We start from the raw sequence: 17,734 nt of genomic DNA, 5'->3' as shown, positions 1-17,734 counted from the left end.
ATCATGACCATCACATCGACATCGGCCTCCGCTGCAAAGCGTCGCCAAATCAGGTCTGCCCTGGGCATTGCGGCACTTGCCGCGCTTTTGTCCTCCTGCGGCAACAACATGACGACCGGCTCGGTTCCAGACGACTACCGCACCCGCCATCCGATCGTTCTGGCGGAGGGTGAATCGTCGCTGGATATTCCGATTGGATCGGGCGACGTTCGCCTGACGATCGGACTGCGCGACACGGTGAAGGGTTTCGCACAGCGGTTCGTATCCTCGCCTGCCGGCGTCATCCAGGTCCAGGTTCCGCAGGGCTCATACAATGCCGGTGCTGCATCGCATCTGGCTGGCGACGTTCGCCGCACCCTAATCGCCAACGGCATCAAGCCGCAGCGCATCCTGATGACGAGCTATGGAGCCTCGCCGACCGGCGATGCGGCCCCGATCCGGCTTTCCTTCGTCACGACAAAGGCGATGACCGGCCAGTGCGGCAAATGGCCGGCAGACCTGTCGAACGATACCTACAACAACAGCAACTGGTACAATTTCGGCTGCGCCTCGCAAAACAATCTGGCCGCCCAGATCGCCAACCCGTCGGACCTGATTGCTCCACGCGGAATGACGCCGATCGATGCCACGCAGCGCGCCGGTGTGATCCGCAGTTACCGCGGCGAGACGACAAGCAGCGACAGTGGCAGCGGCACGACGATCAACATCAACGGCAACTGACGGCGGCCTTGAACCGGAGAGAACCATGAGCGCGATCAACTACGAAATTCGCGGTTCCGGCCAGGAGGACATCTCGGGCGCCGAGCCGGAGCGGAACGGCGACATGGAGGCCCTGCGGCCTCTTCCACGCATTTCCATCCACGCCTTTTGCGAAAGCGACACCATGCAGCGGATGATGGACCGCATGGGCCGCGACCGGCGCATGGCAAAAGTCAATCTGCGTGTCACAAGCGGCAGCGTTGCTGCAGCCGCCAACATGTTTGCGTCGTCACCAACCCCGAATCTGGTCATTCTCGAGACCGATGCGGAGCCAAGAAACCTGCTGCACGAGCTGACACCGCTTGCGGAAGTCTGCGACCCGACGACCCGTGTGATCGTCATCGGGCGCTATAACGATATCCCGCTTTATCGCGAACTGATCCGCAACGGCATATCGGAATATCTTGTCGGTCCTGTCGAGATGGCGGACATGCTGGCATCGATTTCGGCCATTTTCGTCGATCCGGAAGCCGAACCTCTGGGCCGTTCGATCGCCTTTGTCGGCGCCAAGGGTGGCGTCGGTGCATCGACCATTGCGCATAACTGCGCATTCGGCATTTCCAGCCTGTTCTCCACCGAAACCATTCTTGCCGATCTCGACCTGCCGTTCGGGACCGCCAATATCGATTTCGATCAGGATCCGGCCCAGGGTATTGCCGAAGCGGTGTTTGCACCCGAGCGCCTCGACGAAGTTTTTCTCGATCGCCTCCTGACCAAATGCTCCGAACACCTCTCGCTTCTGGCCGCCCCCTCGCTGCTCGACCGGGCCTATGATTTCGACAGCATGGCTTTCCAGCCGATCATCGAGGTCCTGCAGCGCTCGGCGCCCGTGGCTGTTCTCGATATCCCGCATGGCTGGTCGGAATGGACCCGTTCGGTTCTCGCGTCGGTGGACGAGGTGGTCATCTGCGCCGCTCCCGACCTTGCCAACCTGCGCAACACCAAGAACATGATCGATGCGCTGAAGAAGCTGCGTCCCAACGACCGCGCTCCGCATCTCATCCTCAACCAGGTCGGCATGCCGAAGCGCCCGGAGATTGCGCCTGCCGATTTCGTCGAGCCGCTTGAAATCGAACCGATCGCCATCCTGCCTTTCGATGCGCAGTTGTTCGGCAATGCCGCAAACAGCGGTCGGATGATCTCGGAGATCGACGCAAAATCTCCGATGGCCGAAACCTTCTCGCAGATCGCTCACATCGTCACCGGTCGGGTGGCCATGAAGAAGGCGAAAAAGGGCGGTCTCGGCAAGGTCATGCAAATTCTCGGCCGCAAATAGTCAGACGTTTAGGGACTGGATCAAATCATGTTTGGAAAGCGCGGAAACGAAGGTTCTGGGAAGAGCGTCGGCTTGATGCCGCCCGTCTCTGCGCCGCCTGCCATGACGCCGCAATCGGCCATGAAATCCACAGCACCGGAGATTCTGGCCGAGCCCGTGCGCGATACAGGCGGAGTACGCCAAGCCGTCGCACCGCCACCGCTTGCGCCACCGCCTGCCGGTCGCCGTCGCCAGGCCCGCACCGAACAGTATTACGATACCAAGAGCCAGGTCTTTTCAGCACTTATCGATACGATCGATCTGTCGCAACTTGCCAAGCTCGATGCCGAGAGCGCGCGCGAGGAAATCCGCGACATCGTCAACGACATCATCACGATCAAGAATTTCGCGATGTCGATTTCCGAGCAGGAGGAACTGCTCGAGGACATCTGCAACGACGTGCTGGGCTATGGTCCGCTGGAGCCGCTTCTGGCCCGCGACGACATCGCCGATATCATGGTCAACGGCGCCGGCCAGACCTTTATCGAAGTCGGCGGCAAGACGATCGAGTCGGAGATCCGCTTCCGCGACAACGCGCAGCTCCTGTCGATCTGCCAGCGCATCGTCAGCCAGGTCGGCCGCCGCGTCGACGAAAGCTCGCCGATCTGCGACGCCCGTCTGCCGGACGGTTCGCGCGTCAACGTCATCGCGCCGCCACTGGCGCTCGACGGGCCTGCCCTCACCATCCGCAAGTTCAAGAAGGACAAGCTGACGCTCGATCAGCTGGTCAAGTTCGGAGCGATTACGCCTGAAGGTGCAACTGTTCTGCAGATCATCGGCCGCGTCCGCTGCAACGTCGTCATTTCCGGTGGTACCGGTTCGGGCAAGACCACGCTTTTGAACTGCCTGACGAGCTATATCGACAAGGACGAGCGCGTCATCACCTGCGAGGATACGGCCGAACTGCAATTGCAGCAGCCGCATGTCGTGCGTCTTGAAACCCGGCCGCCGAACATCGAAGGTGAGGGCGAGATCACCATGCGCGACCTCGTCAAGAACTGCCTGCGTATGCGCCCGGAACGCATCATCGTCGGCGAAGTGCGCGGACCTGAAGTCTTCGACCTGTTGCAGGCAATGAACACCGGTCACGACGGCTCGATGGGAACGATCCACTCCAACACGCCGCGCGAATGCCTGAGCCGTATGGAATCGATGATCGCCATGGGCGGCTTCACCCTGCCGGCAAAGACCGTTCGCGAGATCATCACCGGATCGGTCGACATCATCATCCAGGCGGCACGTCTGCGCGACGGTTCCCGCCGCATCACCCAGATTACCGAGGTGATCGGCATGGAAGGCGACGTGATCGTCACCCAGGACCTGATGCGCTACGAAATCGAAGGCGAGGATGCCAATGGTCGCCTGATCGGCCGCCACGCATCGACCGGTATTGCCAAGCCGCATTTCTGGGATCGCGCACGCTACTTCGGCGAGGAGCGCCGTCTGGCGGCAGCTCTCGACGCGATGGAAATGGTAAAATCTTGAGAGCGGATCAGAGATAGGTCTCGCGGGAGCGACGGATGTTCGGACTGGATTTGACCGTTGTGTTGATCATCGCTCTGGCGGCTGTAGCCGCCGGTGCGGTCTGCTATGCGCTGCTGTTTTCCCGCATCGAGGTCGAGAAAAAGACCGATGCGCGGTTGAGCCGGGTCAAGAGTGCGGAAACCGACCTGACCCGCATGAAGGCATCGCGGGATCGGGTCCAGGAGCTTTCCAAGCGCCGCAAGTCGGTCCAGGACAGTCTCAAGGACCTCGAAAAGCAGCAGCAGGAAAAAAACAAGAAGATGGGCGACCGCAGCCTGAAGGCGCGGCTGCCGCAGACCGGTCTGTCTCTCACCGTCCCACGCTTCTACGTCTACAGCGCCGTGTTCGGACTTTTCGTCTTTCTGGTGACGTTGATCGCCGGCTTGCCGCTGCTTGGCGCCACCGGTGCCGCGTTTGCGGCGAGCCTTGGGTTTCCGCGCTGGGTCGTCGGTTTCCTGATCAAACGCCGTCAGGCCAAGTTCCTGGACGAGTTCGCCAATTCGCTGGATGTCATGGTTCGCTCGATCAAGTCGGGACTGCCGCTCAATGATGCCATCCGGCTGATCGCGTCGGATGGTCAGGAGCCGGTTAAGACCGAGTTCCGGCGCGTGGTGGACTCCCAGCAGATCGGCCTCAGCATCCCCGAAGCCTGCGCACGCATGCTGCAGACGATGCCGCTTTCGGAAGTCAACTTTTTCGCCATCGTCATCGCCATCCAGAGCCAGGCTGGCGGCAATCTTTCCGAAGCGATCGGCAATCTTTCGCGCGTCCTGCGCGAGCGCAAGAAGATGAAGGCCAAGGTGAAGGCGCTGTCGATGGAAGCCAAGGCTTCCGCGTGGATCATCGGCTCATTGCCCTTCGTCGTGTCGACGCTCGTCTATCTGACCTCGCCGGACTACATATCGATCCTTTTTACAGACCCACGCGGCCATATCATCATGCTCTTCTCCGCAGTCTGGATGGGCATCGGAATTTTCGTGATGCGCAACATGATCAACTTCGAGATCTGAGGAGAACCGCACGTGAAGGATCTCGCCGCCACTTTAACCGATCCGGCCATGTTGTTTGCGCTTCTGGTCGCCGTCGCAGTGTTTGCGACCTGCTACACGCTGGCGATCCCCTTCATGGAAAAGGGAACGCTCGACAAGCGCATGAAAGCAGTCTCGACCGAGCGTGATGCGATCCGTGCCCGCGAGCGCGCAAGAATGAACGATCTGTCGAAGGCATCGCTGCGCACCCAGAACAACCGCTCTGCAAGTCACATCGTCGACCGGTTCAATCTGCGCGAAGCGCTTGTCGATGCCAATACGGTGAACAAGCTGCGCGCCGCAGGTCTGCGCACCCAGAACGCCCTCAACTTGTTCCTGGCGGCGCGTTTCATCCTGCCGTTCTGCTTCCTCGCAGCAGCCGCGGTGTGGATCTTCGTGCTTGGCAATCTGGAATCCAAACCGATTGCCATCCGCATGCTGGCGGCCATCGGGTTCGGCTATCTGGGCTTCTACGCTCCCAACATCTATATTTCCAACCGTATGAAAAAGCGGCAGCATTCGATCAAGAGAGCCTGGCCCGATTCGCTCGACCTGATGCTGATCTGCGTCGAGTCAGGGATCTCGATCGAAGCCTCCATGCGCCGGGCGGCCGAGGAGATCGGCACCCAATCGCCTGAACTGGCGGAAGAACTGGTGTTGACCACGGCGGAGCTGTCCTTCCTCCAGGATCGGCGCACGGCTCTCGAAAACCTCGGCATCCGCACTCAGCTTGATATTGTGAAGGCCGTGGCGCAGGCGCTGATCCAAGCCGAACGCTATGGTACGCCCATCGCGCAGGCTCTGCGCGTTCTGGCTCAGGAAGGCCGTGACGAACGCATGAACGATGCGGAAAAGAAGGCTGCGGCGCTGCCGCCAAAGCTGACCGTCCCGATGATCCTGTTCTTCCTGCCGGTCCTCATCGCCGTTATCCTCGGCCCGGCTGGCATCCAGGTCTCCGACCGGTTCTGACCGGCAGCCTGAGAACCGCCCGCATTGGCTCAAAAGCAAAAACCGCCATCCCGATGGAAATGGCGGTTCTGTTTCGCTGAAATTGTCGAAGCCGACTGGATCAGTTGACCGCCGTCGTGCCCTTGTCGCTGTCAGCGAGTTTGCGCCAGGAGTTCTGCTGGGAGAGCATGGAGCGCAGGTAGGTCACGTTGGCATCGGCCTGCTGCTGGGAAAGTTCCCGGCGGGCAATGCCCTCTGCCTCTGCGAACCGGCCCTGGAGACCGACGACGAGCGCCAGATTCTGGCGCACGCGGCTGTCGGCGCCGGGCTGCTGCGAGGCGTTCTTCATGTAGCTTTCGGCAGTCTTCAGATCGCCGGAGAGAACATAGGACATGCCGAGGTTGGACATGACCGTCGGCTCGTTCGGCCGTGTGTTCAGGGCCTGGCGATATTTCGCGCGAGCTTCCTGCGAGCGGCCGAGCTGATCGAGAACGGCACCTTCCGCCGAATAGAGGCGCCAGTCGGGATGGTCAGGAGTCTGCGCGCGGTTGATCGTGGTGAGTGCCTGTTCGAGCTGGCCAGCGCCTGCCTGTGCCTTGCCATAGGCGGAAAGGACATCGCGATCTGCAGGATGCGCAATCGCCACCTGCTGCATTACGGCGAGTGCCTGGGTGTTCTTGCCGGTCATGCCGAGAACGTTGGCGTAGCGCAGGCCGATATCCTTGTTGCTCGGGTTCTTGACATAAGCAGCGCCGATGGAGCGTTCCGCTTCAGCGAGTTCGCTTGCGTTCATGCCATCCAGCGGCGCAGCGGAGATCCTCTGGGGAATCGAGCCCGTCGTCAGCGTGTCGCGCTTGCTCGTGGTACACCCCGTCACAGACAGTGCCAGAAGAACGATTGCGGTTGCCTGCGCAAGCGGCGCGAGCGCGAACAGCCGGGACGAGCGAGACGGGGTGGCGACAGATGCAGTCATCGATGGCGATCTCGTTGGGGGCGTCGTTCAATCGTCGTCCGGTCTAGCACCCGATTGTCGTCGGCGCTTTGCGAACACATTTGAAAGAAAGGAATAAACTGTTAACCCTAACGATCCGTTAAAATGAACGTTTCCAGATCCTTGCGAAGGTTGCCATGACCCCATACCAGCATACCGTCCGTCCAGTATTGTTCAGCCAGAAGGGCGCTACGACCCGGCCCGTCCACGCCGTCACGCCCGCGGATCTGGAGAACGGTCGTCTCGACGCGGCGGTCACCGACTGGGCGAAGGCTGCAGGCTTCAAGGCCGAAGCCGGCGCATTCACCTTGCTGCCGGGCAAGGAAGGCGGCGTCGCCGGCGCGGTGTTCGGACTGGGCAAGAACCCGTCGGAGCAACCCTTCATCGCGGGGAAGCTGTCAAAGCTGCTTCCGCCAGGTGATTGGCATCTGGAAGGCGAGGGCGTATCGCCCGAGCAGTTCGCGCTCGGTTTTGGTCTCGGCAGCTATTGCTTCAGCCGTTACAAGACTGAAAAGTCGAAGGATGTCCGCCTCGCCATTGGAGCTTCTGCGGATGCGGCAGATCTCGAGCGCCAGCTTGCCGGTGTGTTCCTCGCCCGCGATCTCGTCAACATCCCGACCAACGAGATGGGGCCGGACGAACTGGACGCAGCCTTCCGGGCGCTCGGCGCGCAGTACGGCGCAACCGTCACCACGATCGTCGGTGATGACCTGCTGACACAGAACTTCCCGCTCATCCACACGGTCGGTCGCGCCAGCGCCTCGCAGCCGCGTCTCCTCGAGATGCGCTGGGGCAAAAAGGGCGATCCGCGGGTCACGCTGGTCGGCAAGGGCGTGTGCTTCGATACCGGCGGTCTCGACATCAAGGGCGCCGCCAACATGGCGCTGATGAAGAAGGACATGGGCGGTGCCGCCAATGTCATGGGTCTTGCGTTGATGATCATGGATGCAGGCCTGGCGATCGATCTTCAGGTTCTGGTGCCCGCGGTTGAAAACTCGATCTCATCCAACGCCTTCCGTCCCGGCGACATCTACAAGAGCCGCAAGGGCATCACCGTCCAGATCGACAATACCGATGCGGAAGGCCGGCTCGTGCTGGCCGACGCGCTCGCCTATGCGGACGAGACCCCGCCGGACCTGCTGATCGACATGGCGACGCTGACGGGTGCCGCACGCGTCGCGCTCGGCACAGAACTCGCCCCCTATTTCACCGACGACGAGGCGCTCTCAGCCAAACTTACGGCAGCAGCAGGCTCGCAGGCGGATCCGATGTGGCGACTGCCTTTGTGGATGGGCTACGACAAGGACATCCGGTCCCGCGCCGCCGACATCACGAACGCGCCCTCCGGCGGCATGGCCGGTGCGATTACCGCGGCGCTGTTTCTCAAACGCTTCGTCACGGCCGCAAAGAGCTGGGTGCATTTTGATATCTATGCCTGGGTTGCAGCGGACAAGCCGCATGCTTCCGTCGGCGGCGAAGCATTCGCGATCCGGGCGCTCTACAAGGTCATCAAGGATATGGCGGCGAGGTAAGATCGCGGGGCATCAAACGAAGCGGTAAGATCTCGCACCTAAGATGGACGCGACACGCAATCTTGGAGGCGGGATGGCCGCAGACTTAACCGCAACGCAGGCACTCGGCCTCTGGCATCGCGTTTCGCTGGAACAGGTGAAGCGCGACGAGCGGGATCTTACCCTGCGCCAGTTGTCGATCCTCTTGCATATCTATCTCGTGCCGCCGCCCCACACGGTGCGTGGCTTGGCCGCCACCCTCGCCGTCACCAAGCCGGTAGTCACCCGCGCACTCGATACGATGGGTGCGCTCGGTCTTGTCGATCGAGTGAGAGACGAGCGCGATCGCCGCAATGTCGTGATTAAGCGGACCGTGGCCGGCGCCCTCTACCTCGAAAATCTCGGCGACCTCATCATCCGTGAAAGCCGCCGCACAGCTGCCGCATAGTGCGACGAACCTGCTGATAACTCCGATCTGACCCTGGAACACAAAAAGATGACCGATCTCGACAGACGCCTCCATGCCTTCCGTGCCGATCTTGCCGATGTGGCGCTCGAAGGTCGCGTCGATGCCCCCCGCTTCGTGCAGGGCGTCGCGGCGCAAATCGCCGTCCCCGTTGCCCCGCTTCGCCCATCACCGGATCTGGAAAGCGGGATCGACACGCAACTTCTGTTCGGAGAAACCGTGCGTGTCTTCGACCGCAAGGACGGCTTCGTCTGGGTCCAGGCCGATCAGGATGGCTATGTCGGCTACCTCCCGGACGTGATGCTCGACGTGGTCGAGCAGGCGACGCACCGTATTGTGACGCAGCGCACCTTCGTCTATCCGGGCCCGGAATTGCGCAAGCCGCCGCTTCGCGCACTGTCGATGGGCAGCCGCGTGACGATCGTCGGCAAAAGCGAAACCCGCGGCACCCACTATTTCACGCTGGCCGGCGGCGGCGCCGTAATTGCCGACCACTGCCTGCCGATCTCGGAAGTTGCCGGCGACGACTATGTCGCGGTCGCTCTCCGGTTCCTGGAAACGCCCTATCTCTGGGGCGGGCGCACGGGCTTCGGCATCGACTGCTCCGGCCTCGTCCAGCTGTCGATGGCGATGATCGGCAAACCGGTACCGCGTGACAGCGACATGCAGGCAGCCTTTGGTGGGAGAATCGATGCCGAGGATCTCCGCCGCGGCGATCTCGTCTTTTGGAAGGGCCATGTCGGAATCATGGAAGACCCGGAAACCCTGCTCCACGCCAACGGCCACACGATGACTGTGGCGCGCGAAAATTTCAAAGCCGCTGTGGAGCGGATAGGCTGGCTCTACGGACAGCCGACCGATTACCGCCGCTTTCCATGATCCGGGCGCAACGATCACGCAAATGTGGGATCGCATCCGCTGGCACCGTGGCGTTGCACCTCTTATTTCGTGAAGGTGATAGAGTGCCGACAGGGACAGAAAAATGCTGAAGGGTGCATGGATTTTACCAGCCGCGATGCTGATGGGGGTCGTCGTAACGGCCCTTGTTCCTGATGACACGATGGCTGCGGAAGGCGACGTGTTCACCCAGTCGCCCCAGACCTTCTTCAAGAACCTGCCCGGCGTGAAACCGACGGAAAGCCTCGTCAAGTCGGATCCCGATTCCTATTCGTGCACCAGTGATATCGGCTACGTCTCGGAATTGAGGTCAGGGCCGGGCGCCCGCTTCTGGGATGACGTGCCGCGGCGGCTGTATCACTGCGAAACGAACAACGGCATTCGCTATACGGGCACGCAGATGCCGAATACGCACTGGGTCCCAGGCATCAACCCGCGGCATCTTCCGAAGTAGAGCGGAGGTGTTTGCGAGGCTTCACACGTCTCTCTCGGATTGGGGTTGACGCTGAGAGGCAGTCGCTAGGTCATCAGCCCGCGGATATACTGGCGCAATTCGCATTCCTCGCGAGGGACGCGTTTGACGCTGAATATCCCGTCGAAGGTTGATACACCGATATGTGGAGAGCGCATCGACCGGGGTACGCGCTGAGCGTAGACCGCGCCGTTGCCTGATCTAATCTGGTCGATCAACTCCGGCGTAATTTTAATGGCCGTGCAGTAATCGCAGAAGGTAATCGGGTGAGCGTAGTTTACGCCCGCCATTGAAAGGCTCGCTGCGACGGTAGGAGGGATGACCTCTTCGCTATTGAACCCGCACGGAGCCATAGGAAAATTCTCGACGAATAGGCGCGCAATCCGAGCGAATATGCGATTGCTGTAGAACTGGCCTTCCGCCTGCCCAGCGAAGTACGACGTTAGCCCGAGACTGGCGACGAAGTTGCGGACGGACATATCGCTCGCGACGTCGGTGCGGAAACCTCCCCAATCGGCAGCAAGGTCGTAGATCTGGACATGAGACCCCATTGCATACTTGGACACATACTCACTAAGCCCTGGCTTCACGAGAAGTTCGTTGGATGAAATCAGAACGACGCGATCGAAGTCGGCGCCCCGCTCAAGCGCGTAGAGATAGTTGCTGATATGCGTATGGAGGAGGCCCGCGTTCCATCTGGTCTCGTATGAACTAGGATTGATCAGGACATTCGGAAGGTCGCACTCCCGACGAAACTCGTCCTGCAGCGCGGCGGCTCCCGCTGATATGTGGATGGCAATTGTTGAGCCGGGGCAGAAGTAATTAATGTTTGCGATTTGATCCCGCACGATGGCGGGCATTTCATGGACCGGCAGGGAAAAGAGGATTTTGGTCATCAACGGGCCTAGCTCAGAAAAATTGACGATGGCGTTGGAACACTGCGGCGACTTAACCATCTTCCGATTGGGACATCACGTTCTCCCAGGCTTCGTATCGATCAGCCGGCAAACTGACCGCATAGACGTTTTTCAACACGCACGCTCCGAGATGAACCGGCCGCAGGGCCCTTGGTTTAGCGCGCGCGTGGAGAGCTCCGTCGCCCGTCTTGAGTTGGTGAAGAACAGCTTCCGATATGTCCATCTGAGCGTTGGCAGCCGTGAACGTGATGGGCAGTGAGACGTTCGTGCCGGTAAAACCCAGCCACATGTTAAGCGTTGGAGGTAGGATCTGCTCCGTCGGAAACCCGCACGGATCCATCGGAAACGATTCCATGTACATGCGCTCCAGATGGGCGAAGACACGTCGGCTGAAGAACTGACCTTCCGCCTGCCCGCCAGCGAAGAGCGGAAGCCCAAGCAGGGACAGGAAGTGTTTCATACCGGCCGAGTCTAAAACCTCAGGCCGAAACACAGACCAGTTGTTCGCGGTCTCTATGCTTTCATAGAGCTCGGTCTGAGCGCCCGTTGTGAACCGCTTCGTATACTCGCCTAATCCGGATTTGATGAGCAGGTCCTCCGCTGAGAAAAGGACGATCTTGTCAAAATCTAGAGACTGCGCAACGGCATGTTGGAAGTTGCTGACATGGGCATGTAAAACGCCCTCCTGCGGCCTGATCTCATAGGAATTTGGATTGATGAAGACGTTGCAGGAGCCGCTGCTTTGAGGGACATCGCCTCCTCGAAATGTCGAGCCCCGCGCATGATGAACGCAGATAAACGACCCAGGCGAGAAACGATCGATTGCCGAAATCTGACGCTCGAGAACTTCCGGGCTACCATTCGCAGTGATCGAGAAAAGCAATTTTTCCATAGGGACACCTGGTCGTTAAATGGCGATTGCGTTGCATTCGACGACTGAAGACCGAGCATCGTTGCTGCCGCATGCGTTACGTGCATAGGCTGTCCTGAGGCTTATCTGGATCTTGGAGGATGGGAGCTGATCCGAGATTGTATCTCAGTCCGTGTTGCGACGTTGAGCATCCATACAATGATCACCGGACGCGCGTTGGTGAGGCCCTCGACAGAGCAGAGGGCAAGGACCAAACCTCACTGGCAGATCAATAACCTTGAACAGTCTTTCCAAGACCTCATACGCACCATCCATACCCTGGGGGCAATGGTTACGCATTGCGCGTGTCATGCGCCGCGGAGACGCAGACAGAACAAGACCTGCACAATCAGTGGCTTATAACTAAAGCCAATAGTAAAATGGGAATGGTGCCCAGAAGAGGACTCGAACCTCCACACCCTTTCGGGTACCAGCACCTGAAGCTGGCGCGTCTACCAATTCCGCCATCTGGGCGACGGAGAGCGATGTACGAGGGACACCGGGTCAAGTCAACAGGGTTTTTGAAGTTTTCATGTCAGGCCCCGAAAAACTTTCGAAAACCGTCCTAACCCGCGGTGTCGACTTCGGTTTTGGCTTGGTGTCGGTCGATATGGCCAAGGTCCCGGTCGGGGTCGAGGATATCGCGAACCCGCTGCTTCAATTCCTTGGGACCAGGGAAACCGCCATCGCGTTTGCGCTCCCAGATCAACGCGCCGTCGATACGGATCTCGAATGCTCCGCCGGTGCCCGGGATAAGCCCGACCTCGCCCAGCGAATCACCGAATGTCTGCAGCAGTTCCTGCGCCATCCAGCCCGCCCGTAGCAGCCAGTTGCACTGGGTGCAGTATAAAATGGTGATATGCGGTTTGTCGGGCATGCAACTGAACTCCTGTTTAATCCGCGTCGGCAACCAGTTTGACCATGGTCGCAAGGTCTGCGGCGCCATAGCCTGCGGCGAGCGCCGCCTCGAAGCTTGCAAGCGACGCCGAGATCGCAGGGATGGAGATCCCGAGCTCCTCTGCAAAATCGCGCACCAGCCGCGCATCCTTCACCGCACCCGACACAGGAAACCCGACCGTGTCCGTCTCACCTGAAATGACAGGAAGCCTGCTCTTCATCGCCGGGCTCGCAGCCGGGCTTCCCGCAAGGATTTCTAGGATCTTCGCTGATGAGAGGCCGGCGCTCTTGCCTAGCAGCAGTGCCTCCTTGAGATTCTGCCACAGTCCCATCAGCATCATGTTGTTGACGAGCTTGGCCGATGCGCCATCTCCGAGTTTCCCCACATGCAGCGCACGGTCGGAAAGCGTTTCCGCAACGGGCCGGAAGCGCTCGTGGTCTTCAGGCGAGCCGCCGATATAAAGCCCGACCTTTCCCTGAAGCAGCATCTCCGGGCCGCCGGCGATCGGCGCGTCGAGGAGGGCGGCGCCCGATCGACCGATGGCCTCCTGGTGGCTCCGCAGAGTCATAGGGTTGACCGTGCTGGTATCGACGATCAGCTTGCCCGTAAGGTCCGTAGCCGCGAGTGTGTTAAGCACATCATGCACCGCCTGATCGTCGATCAGGGCAAGAATGATGACGTCGGAACGCTCTGCTAGGGAGGAAAGGTCTTCAACGGCATCAATGCCGAGAGCCCTCTGCCGCGCACCAAAAGCGTCGCTTCGGCTCCATCCGGTGACAGTGAAGCCCTGTTGTGCAAGGCGCGTCGCCATGGCGCTTCCCATCAGTCCAAGACCGACGATACCGACACGCTCTTTGTTCAAATCCGTTTCCTTCATGGCAGGCGCATATCCCTCTTGTTCCATCCCTTATCCAGTGGCATCTTCTTGTTTAGGGTCAGCTGAGGGAGGCTAAATTGTACAAGTTTCAGGTCTACAAGGACAAGACTGGCGAGTTCCGTTTCCGCTTCAAAGCGTCGAACGGCGAAACGATGTTTATCTCTGAAGGATACAAGCAGAAGGCGTCGGCAATCAACGCGATCGAATCGATCAAGAAGAATGCGCCTGGTGCCACAACCGAAGACGGTACAACCGCCACCGTTTGACGGTTTGAACGTTCGTCTGCCGCATTCCAACGTAAGGTTTTAGCGCAGACACAATGTCCGATCCGCAGATCTTTGGAACAAATTCCCTGTGGTCGCATTGTCTCTGCTGAAACGGAGGAAACAAACATGGCTTACGATCCAAACTCGAATAACACCCGCCCTGACCTTCGCACCACCCCGGAGACGCGCAAAAGCTCTTCCTGGATGGGCTGGGTAGCCATTCTGGCAGTTATCGTCGTCGGCGCGTTTGTCTGGTCGCAGATGGGTGGCTCGACCACCGATCCTGCCACGACATCCTCGACCGCAACGCCGCCTGCTGTCACGGAACCGGCAGCACCTGCTCCGGCAACGCCAGCAGCACCTGCTCCGGCCGCACCGGCTCCTGCTGCACCGGCAACAGGCGGTACGACCCAGCCGTAACAGGCAGGGAAAGACCATCGATCGAACCGCTCGTCCGCAAGGACGGGCGGTTTTTCGTTTGCGGGGGACGCCCCCGCGTCGTTAACCCTTTGTTAACCAAATTTGCCGACCCTTCGATGGGGCCTCAACCCCATCCGTCAGTCGAAGGAGAGAGCATGAAGCTCGTTACCATCGAAAACAAAATCGTCGAGAACAGCCATCATACGTTGATCGTGATGCGGGATGGCCCCACCTGCCAGGCGGTCCGGGTCCTCAACGATGACGGAATCGGCAGCGTGCGATCAAAGCTCTCCCTGATGGAGACGATCGCCAGCCGCAAACTGGACCATGGGGAAGTGGCATTCGACGGCTGCGTCTGGATCACACCGGCGGACCTTCCGCATCCCTTCCTCCCGGCGAAACATTGAAGGCGCCGGGGCGTGATGCAGGCAACAGGCCCCGGCCATGCGGGGATCCGGACTACGAACTCGCGTTGACGCCTGCCAGAACCGCCGCAAGGTCCATCTCGTTATAAGGCTTCTGCAGAAGGCGGGAGCCGGGTGGCGCGTTGTCCGGCTTGTGGCTCTCTCCCGTTGCGAACACGACGGTCAGGTCGGGCTTTTCCGCCACGGCACGCACCGCCAGATCACCGCCGACTGTATCCGGCAGGCCGATATCGGTGATCAGGACATCGATCGAATTGCTTTCGAGCTCGACCAGCGCTTCTTTTCCCGTCCCGGCCTCGATTACCTGATGGCCGAGTTCGGCAAGCATCTCGGCCGTGTTTCCCCGGATCAGAAAGTCGTCTTCGACCAGCAGGATCGTCAGCGTTTTCGGCGTCGCGGCGGCAACTTCGGCAACGGGCTTGACTGTTTCCGCCCTGGGCGCGGTCGCCTGGTCCACCTGCTTCTGGTTGGCGATGACATGGCGAATACGGCGCGCCAAAGCCTCGCGGGTATAGGGTTTGGACAAGAGCTCGACACCGGCATCCAGAATGCCGCCGTGGACGATGGAATTTTCAGTGTAGCCGGAGGTGAATAGCACCGCGAGATGCGGCAGGCGCTCCTTTGCGCGACGCGCCATTTCGCGGCTCTTCAGCGGGCCCGGCATCACGACGTCGGTAAAGATGACGTCGATTGGAATGCCGCTCTCGACCACGTTGAGGCCGGCCTGTGCATCCTTTGCCGTCAGGACGCGGTAGCCGAGATCGGTCAGCGTCTCGAAAACAGTGTTGCGCACCGCCTCGTCGTCTTCCACGACCAGCACGGTTTCCGAGCCGCCGACGACCGGGCCGGCCTGGACGACCACTTCGCGGTCCTCATCGGCGACGGACCGCGGCAGGTAGACCTTCACGGTCGTGCCCTCGTTCACCTCGCTGTAAATCTTCACATGCCCGCCGGACTGCTTGACGAAGCCGTAGACCATGGACAGTCCCAATCCGGTTCCCTTGCCCTCTGGCTTGGTGGAAAAGAACGGCTCGAACACTTTATCGAGAATATCTGGCGCCATGCCGGCGCCCGTGTCGGTCACGGCCAGCATCACGTATTGACCGGGCGTGACTTCCACGTGGGTGCGGGCGTAATCCTGGTCGAGAAAGGCGTTACCCACCTCAATCGTCAATTTGCCGGACCCCTCCATCGCATCACGTGCGTTGATTGCGAGGTTCAGAAGCGCGTTTTCGACCTGTGTCGGGTCGGCATAGGTGTTCCAGAGCCCGCCGCTGGCAATTACCTCGACCTCAACCGCCTCACCGAGCGACCGGCGCAGCAGATCGTCCATTCCGGCAATAAAGCGGCTGATGTTGATGACGCGTGGCTCCAGCGCCTGCCGGCGGCCGAAAGCCAGCAACTGGCTGGCAAGCTTTGCACCGCGGCTGACGCCGGCAAGCGCATTGCCGACACGCCGTTCCGCCTGCGCATTGCCGACAATGTCCTTGGCCAGGAGCTGAAGATTGCCGGCAACGACCTGCAACAGGTTGTTGAAGTCATGCGCAACGCCCCCGGTCAGCTGACCGATCGATTCCATCTTCTGCGCCTGCTGCAATGCCCGTTCGGCCTGGCGCCTCTCGGCGATCTCCGATTCGACGCGGGCTTCCAGGCTTTCGTTCAGCTGTCTTAGCTGTTCCTCTGCCCGCAGGCGGTGGCGGACCTGCCGTTCCAGGTTGCTGGCATGGTCCTGCAGGTTCGATTCGGCTTCCCGCTGCTCGGTGATATCGGTATGGACACCGACCCATTCCTCGATGTCGCCCGAGGAACCGATGATCGGCACGCCGCGGATGGCAAAGGTACGATAGAGGCCGTCATGGCGGCGGACGCGATGTTCCCAGACATAGGTGGATTTGGACGCGACGGCCGCCTGCCAGCTGGCGACCGAACCTTCCCGATCGTCGGGATGCACGGCATCTGCCCAGCCGTAGTCCTGGTATTCTTCAAAACGCTGGCCGGTCAGCGTGGCCCAGGCCGTCTGTTCGCCCAGCATCCGGCCGTCGGCGGTGTTGGTCCACAGCACGCCATGGATGGCCGCGACCGCGGCCCGGAACCGTTCATTGCTGCGACGAAGTGCGTTCTCGGATTGTTTGCGGTCCTCGATATCGATGATCAGCACATAGATGCCGTCGATCTCACCCTTGGAGGTGAAGCGCGGAACGTAGCGGATTTCGGCTGTCCGTTCTTCTCCGTCAGGACGTTTGATCACCGTGTCCGTGATCACCCGTTCGCCGGAGAGCGCTTTTTGAAGCAATGGTATGCGGGCAGCGTAATAGGCGTTGCCGATCACCTCCGCGGCATGCTTGCCAATGACGTCGCTGGCGGCTAGTCCGAACCACTCCTGATAACCGTCATTGGCGAAGCGATAGACATGGTCGCGGTCGAGGAACCCGACGAGGATGGGGAGCGCGTTGGTAAGGCGGCTGAGCTCTTCCTGGCTCTGAGCCAAGGCGTTCAGCGCGTGCACCTTCTCGGTGTTTTCGAGCACCGTGCACAGGACACCGTCGACCTTGCCGGTTTCGTCGTAGATCGGCGTGTAGAAGAGGTCGAAGACGACATCCTCAGGCGATCCATGACGATTCAGCACCATGACTTGGTCGCGGAAGGACTGGACCTCTCCCCGAAAGCCGGCTTCAAGGATTGTCTTGTTCCATTCCCAGATTTCCGGCCAGACAGCGGAAACCTTGTCGCCGAGCGCGCGTGGATGATAATCCCCGGCAATCTCCTTGTAGCCGTCATTGTAGATCATCACATGATCGTCGCCCCACATCAAAACCTGCGGGATCGGCGAATTGACCATCGAGTTGACCTTGATCCGCAGATGCGAAGGCCAGTCTTTGATCAGCCCGAGAGACGTCTTCGTCCAGTCGAACTGGCGTATGAGCTCGCCGGTCTCGCCTCCGCCAATAGGCCAATGCGCGGATACGACCTGATAGTTCATGACGTCACCAAATGCGTGTGATGGAATAGGCGCCGGTAATATGCCGTCAATCGGCGGTTTTCAAAGCAATTTTTGCAGATTATCAAACTTTGGACGGCGCGATCTGTTCGTTTATTGCGGTCCGGCCCAG

18 protein-coding genes and 1 tRNA gene are annotated in these 17,734 nt (G+C 60.1%); 12 read left to right on the top strand and 7 right to left on the bottom strand.

The genetic code is table 11. The features are described from left to right. The first annotated feature begins 3 nt into the window (after positions 1-3). The 5 genes from ACQY1J_RS19650 to ACQY1J_RS19630 are packed head-to-tail and all read left to right on the top strand — an operon-like array spanning position 4 to position 5,595. Positions 4-720, top strand: coding sequence for a CpaD family pilus assembly protein (locus ACQY1J_RS19650; RefSeq protein ID WP_062578688.1), 717 nt, complete (start codon positions 4-6; stop codon positions 718-720). 25 nt (positions 721-745) lie between these two features. Further along, entirely contained in the window at positions 746-2,035 is a 1,290-nt protein-coding gene (locus tag ACQY1J_RS19645; RefSeq protein ID WP_113109332.1) for a CtpF protein, read from the top strand. A gap of 27 nt (positions 2,036-2,062) precedes the next feature. After that, positions 2,063-3,559 (top strand): CpaF family protein, encoded by a 1,497-nt coding sequence (locus ACQY1J_RS19640; RefSeq protein WP_062454118.1) that lies wholly within the window; start codon positions 2,063-2,065, stop codon positions 3,557-3,559. Between the two features lie 35 nt (positions 3,560-3,594). Further along, positions 3,595-4,608 (top strand): type II secretion system F family protein, encoded by a 1,014-nt coding sequence (locus tag ACQY1J_RS19635; protein WP_430250627.1) that lies wholly within the window; start codon positions 3,595-3,597, stop codon positions 4,606-4,608. 48 nt (positions 4,609-4,656) lie between these two features. Then, positions 4,657-5,595: a type II secretion system F family protein gene (locus tag ACQY1J_RS19630; protein ID WP_062580105.1), complete on the top strand. Its 939-nt coding sequence runs from the start codon at positions 4,657-4,659 to the stop codon at positions 5,593-5,595. Positions 5,596-5,695: 100 nt separating this feature from the next. On the opposite strand, the gene ACQY1J_RS19625 is transcribed toward ACQY1J_RS19630, so the two are convergent. Beyond that, positions 5,696-6,547, bottom strand: coding sequence for a tetratricopeptide repeat protein (locus ACQY1J_RS19625; RefSeq protein ID WP_162734904.1), 852 nt, complete (start codon positions 6,545-6,547; stop codon positions 5,696-5,698). A 155-nt stretch (positions 6,548-6,702) separates the two neighbouring features. Between ACQY1J_RS19625 and ACQY1J_RS19620 the strand changes: the two genes are divergently transcribed. From ACQY1J_RS19620 to ACQY1J_RS19605, 4 genes are all read left to right on the top strand, one after another. After that, positions 6,703-8,097: a leucyl aminopeptidase family protein gene (locus ACQY1J_RS19620; protein ID WP_430250626.1), complete on the top strand. Its 1,395-nt coding sequence runs from the start codon at positions 6,703-6,705 to the stop codon at positions 8,095-8,097. 73 nt (positions 8,098-8,170) lie between these two features. Beyond that, the gene (locus ACQY1J_RS19615; RefSeq protein ID WP_184654226.1) at positions 8,171-8,524 is read left to right on the top strand and encodes a MarR family transcriptional regulator; all 354 of its coding nucleotides are present in this window, start codon (positions 8,171-8,173) and stop codon (positions 8,522-8,524) included. A 48-nt stretch (positions 8,525-8,572) separates the two neighbouring features. After that, on the top strand, positions 8,573-9,421 hold the full coding sequence (locus ACQY1J_RS19610; RefSeq protein ID WP_430250625.1) for an NlpC/P60 family protein: 849 nt from the start codon (positions 8,573-8,575) through the stop codon (positions 9,419-9,421). A gap of 103 nt (positions 9,422-9,524) precedes the next feature. Beyond that, positions 9,525-9,893 carry a hypothetical protein gene (locus ACQY1J_RS19605; protein WP_062454111.1) on the top strand — a complete coding sequence of 123 codons (369 nt, stop codon included), beginning with the start codon at positions 9,525-9,527 and terminating at the stop codon, positions 9,891-9,893. A 65-nt stretch (positions 9,894-9,958) separates the two neighbouring features. Here the strand turns inward: ACQY1J_RS19605 and ACQY1J_RS19600 are convergent, their stop codons facing one another. The 5 genes from ACQY1J_RS19600 to ACQY1J_RS19580 form a co-directional block, all read right to left on the bottom strand. Then, positions 9,959-10,807 (bottom strand): hypothetical protein, encoded by an 849-nt coding sequence (locus ACQY1J_RS19600; RefSeq protein WP_430250624.1) that lies wholly within the window; start codon positions 10,805-10,807, stop codon positions 9,959-9,961. A 52-nt stretch (positions 10,808-10,859) separates the two neighbouring features. After that, positions 10,860-11,720, bottom strand: a complete 861-nt coding sequence (locus tag ACQY1J_RS19595) for a hypothetical protein (protein ID WP_430250623.1) — start codon at positions 11,718-11,720, stop codon at positions 10,860-10,862. A gap of 405 nt (positions 11,721-12,125) precedes the next feature. Next, positions 12,126-12,212, bottom strand: a tRNA-Leu gene (locus tag ACQY1J_RS19590). 91 nt (positions 12,213-12,303) lie between these two features. After that, entirely contained in the window at positions 12,304-12,615 is a 312-nt protein-coding gene (locus tag ACQY1J_RS19585) for a SelT/SelW/SelH family protein (protein ID WP_062454110.1), read from the bottom strand. 16 nt (positions 12,616-12,631) lie between these two features. Beyond that, positions 12,632-13,513, bottom strand: a complete 882-nt coding sequence (locus ACQY1J_RS19580; RefSeq protein WP_430252012.1) for an NAD(P)-dependent oxidoreductase — start codon at positions 13,511-13,513, stop codon at positions 12,632-12,634. Between the two features lie 77 nt (positions 13,514-13,590). Between ACQY1J_RS19580 and ACQY1J_RS19575 the strand changes: the two genes are divergently transcribed. The 3 genes from ACQY1J_RS19575 (at position 13,591) to ACQY1J_RS19565 (ending at position 14,606) form a co-directional block, all read left to right on the top strand. Beyond that, on the top strand, positions 13,591-13,779 hold the full coding sequence (locus tag ACQY1J_RS19575) for a YegP family protein (protein ID WP_062454108.1): 189 nt from the start codon (positions 13,591-13,593) through the stop codon (positions 13,777-13,779). 126 nt (positions 13,780-13,905) lie between these two features. After that, positions 13,906-14,199, top strand: coding sequence for a hypothetical protein (locus ACQY1J_RS19570; protein ID WP_062454107.1), 294 nt, complete (start codon positions 13,906-13,908; stop codon positions 14,197-14,199). 155 nt (positions 14,200-14,354) lie between these two features. Beyond that, positions 14,355-14,606 carry a hypothetical protein gene (locus ACQY1J_RS19565; protein ID WP_062454106.1) on the top strand — a complete coding sequence of 84 codons (252 nt, stop codon included), beginning with the start codon at positions 14,355-14,357 and terminating at the stop codon, positions 14,604-14,606. Positions 14,607-14,658: 52 nt separating this feature from the next. On the opposite strand, the gene ACQY1J_RS19560 is transcribed toward ACQY1J_RS19565, so the two are convergent. Then, complete coding sequence (locus ACQY1J_RS19560) at positions 14,659-17,604, bottom strand: PAS domain-containing protein (RefSeq protein ID WP_430250622.1); 2,946 nt, start codon at positions 17,602-17,604, stop codon at positions 14,659-14,661. Positions 17,605-17,734: the final 130 nt, after the last annotated feature.

Source organism: Neorhizobium sp. DAR64860/K0K1 (assembly GCF_050500205.1).
GTDB lineage: Bacteria > Pseudomonadota > Alphaproteobacteria > Rhizobiales > Rhizobiaceae > Neorhizobium > Neorhizobium soli.
This window is presented reverse-complemented; position numbering and strand designations above follow the sequence as displayed.

Excerpts from the sequence above, each read along its gene's own strand:
- ACQY1J_RS19615 (WP_184654226.1), top strand. The coding sequence starts at position 8,171 with ATGGCCGCAGACTTAACCGCAACGCAGGCACTCGGCCTCTGGCATCGC.
- ACQY1J_RS19620 (WP_430250626.1), top strand. The coding sequence starts at position 6,703 with ATGACCCCATACCAGCATACCGTCCGTCCAGTATTGTTCAGCCAGAAG.
- ACQY1J_RS19630 (WP_062580105.1), top strand. The coding sequence starts at position 4,657 with ATGTTGTTTGCGCTTCTGGTCGCCGTCGCAGTGTTTGCGACCTGCTAC.
- ACQY1J_RS19625 (WP_162734904.1), bottom strand. The coding sequence starts at position 6,547 with ATGACTGCATCTGTCGCCACCCCGTCTCGCTCGTCCCGGCTGTTCGCG.
- ACQY1J_RS19635 (WP_430250627.1), top strand. The coding sequence starts at position 3,595 with ATGTTCGGACTGGATTTGACCGTTGTGTTGATCATCGCTCTGGCGGCT.
- ACQY1J_RS19595 (WP_430250623.1), bottom strand. The coding sequence starts at position 11,720 with ATGGAAAAATTGCTTTTCTCGATCACTGCGAATGGTAGCCCGGAAGTT.
- ACQY1J_RS19610 (WP_430250625.1), top strand. The coding sequence starts at position 8,573 with ATGACCGATCTCGACAGACGCCTCCATGCCTTCCGTGCCGATCTTGCC.
- ACQY1J_RS19640 (WP_062454118.1), top strand. The coding sequence starts at position 2,063 with ATGTTTGGAAAGCGCGGAAACGAAGGTTCTGGGAAGAGCGTCGGCTTG.
- ACQY1J_RS19560 (WP_430250622.1), bottom strand. The coding sequence starts at position 17,604 with ATGAACTATCAGGTCGTATCCGCGCATTGGCCTATTGGCGGAGGCGAG.
- ACQY1J_RS19645 (WP_113109332.1), top strand. The coding sequence starts at position 746 with ATGAGCGCGATCAACTACGAAATTCGCGGTTCCGGCCAGGAGGACATC.
- ACQY1J_RS19600 (WP_430250624.1), bottom strand. The coding sequence starts at position 10,807 with ATGACCAAAATCCTCTTTTCCCTGCCGGTCCATGAAATGCCCGCCATC.
- ACQY1J_RS19650 (WP_062578688.1), top strand. The coding sequence starts at position 4 with ATGACCATCACATCGACATCGGCCTCCGCTGCAAAGCGTCGCCAAATC.
- ACQY1J_RS19565 (WP_062454106.1), top strand. The coding sequence starts at position 14,355 with ATGAAGCTCGTTACCATCGAAAACAAAATCGTCGAGAACAGCCATCAT.
- ACQY1J_RS19570 (WP_062454107.1), top strand. The coding sequence starts at position 13,906 with ATGGCTTACGATCCAAACTCGAATAACACCCGCCCTGACCTTCGCACC.
- ACQY1J_RS19605 (WP_062454111.1), top strand. The coding sequence starts at position 9,525 with ATGCTGAAGGGTGCATGGATTTTACCAGCCGCGATGCTGATGGGGGTC.
- ACQY1J_RS19580 (WP_430252012.1), bottom strand. The coding sequence starts at position 13,513 with ATGAAGGAAACGGATTTGAACAAAGAGCGTGTCGGTATCGTCGGTCTT.
- ACQY1J_RS19585 (WP_062454110.1), bottom strand. The coding sequence starts at position 12,615 with ATGCCCGACAAACCGCATATCACCATTTTATACTGCACCCAGTGCAAC.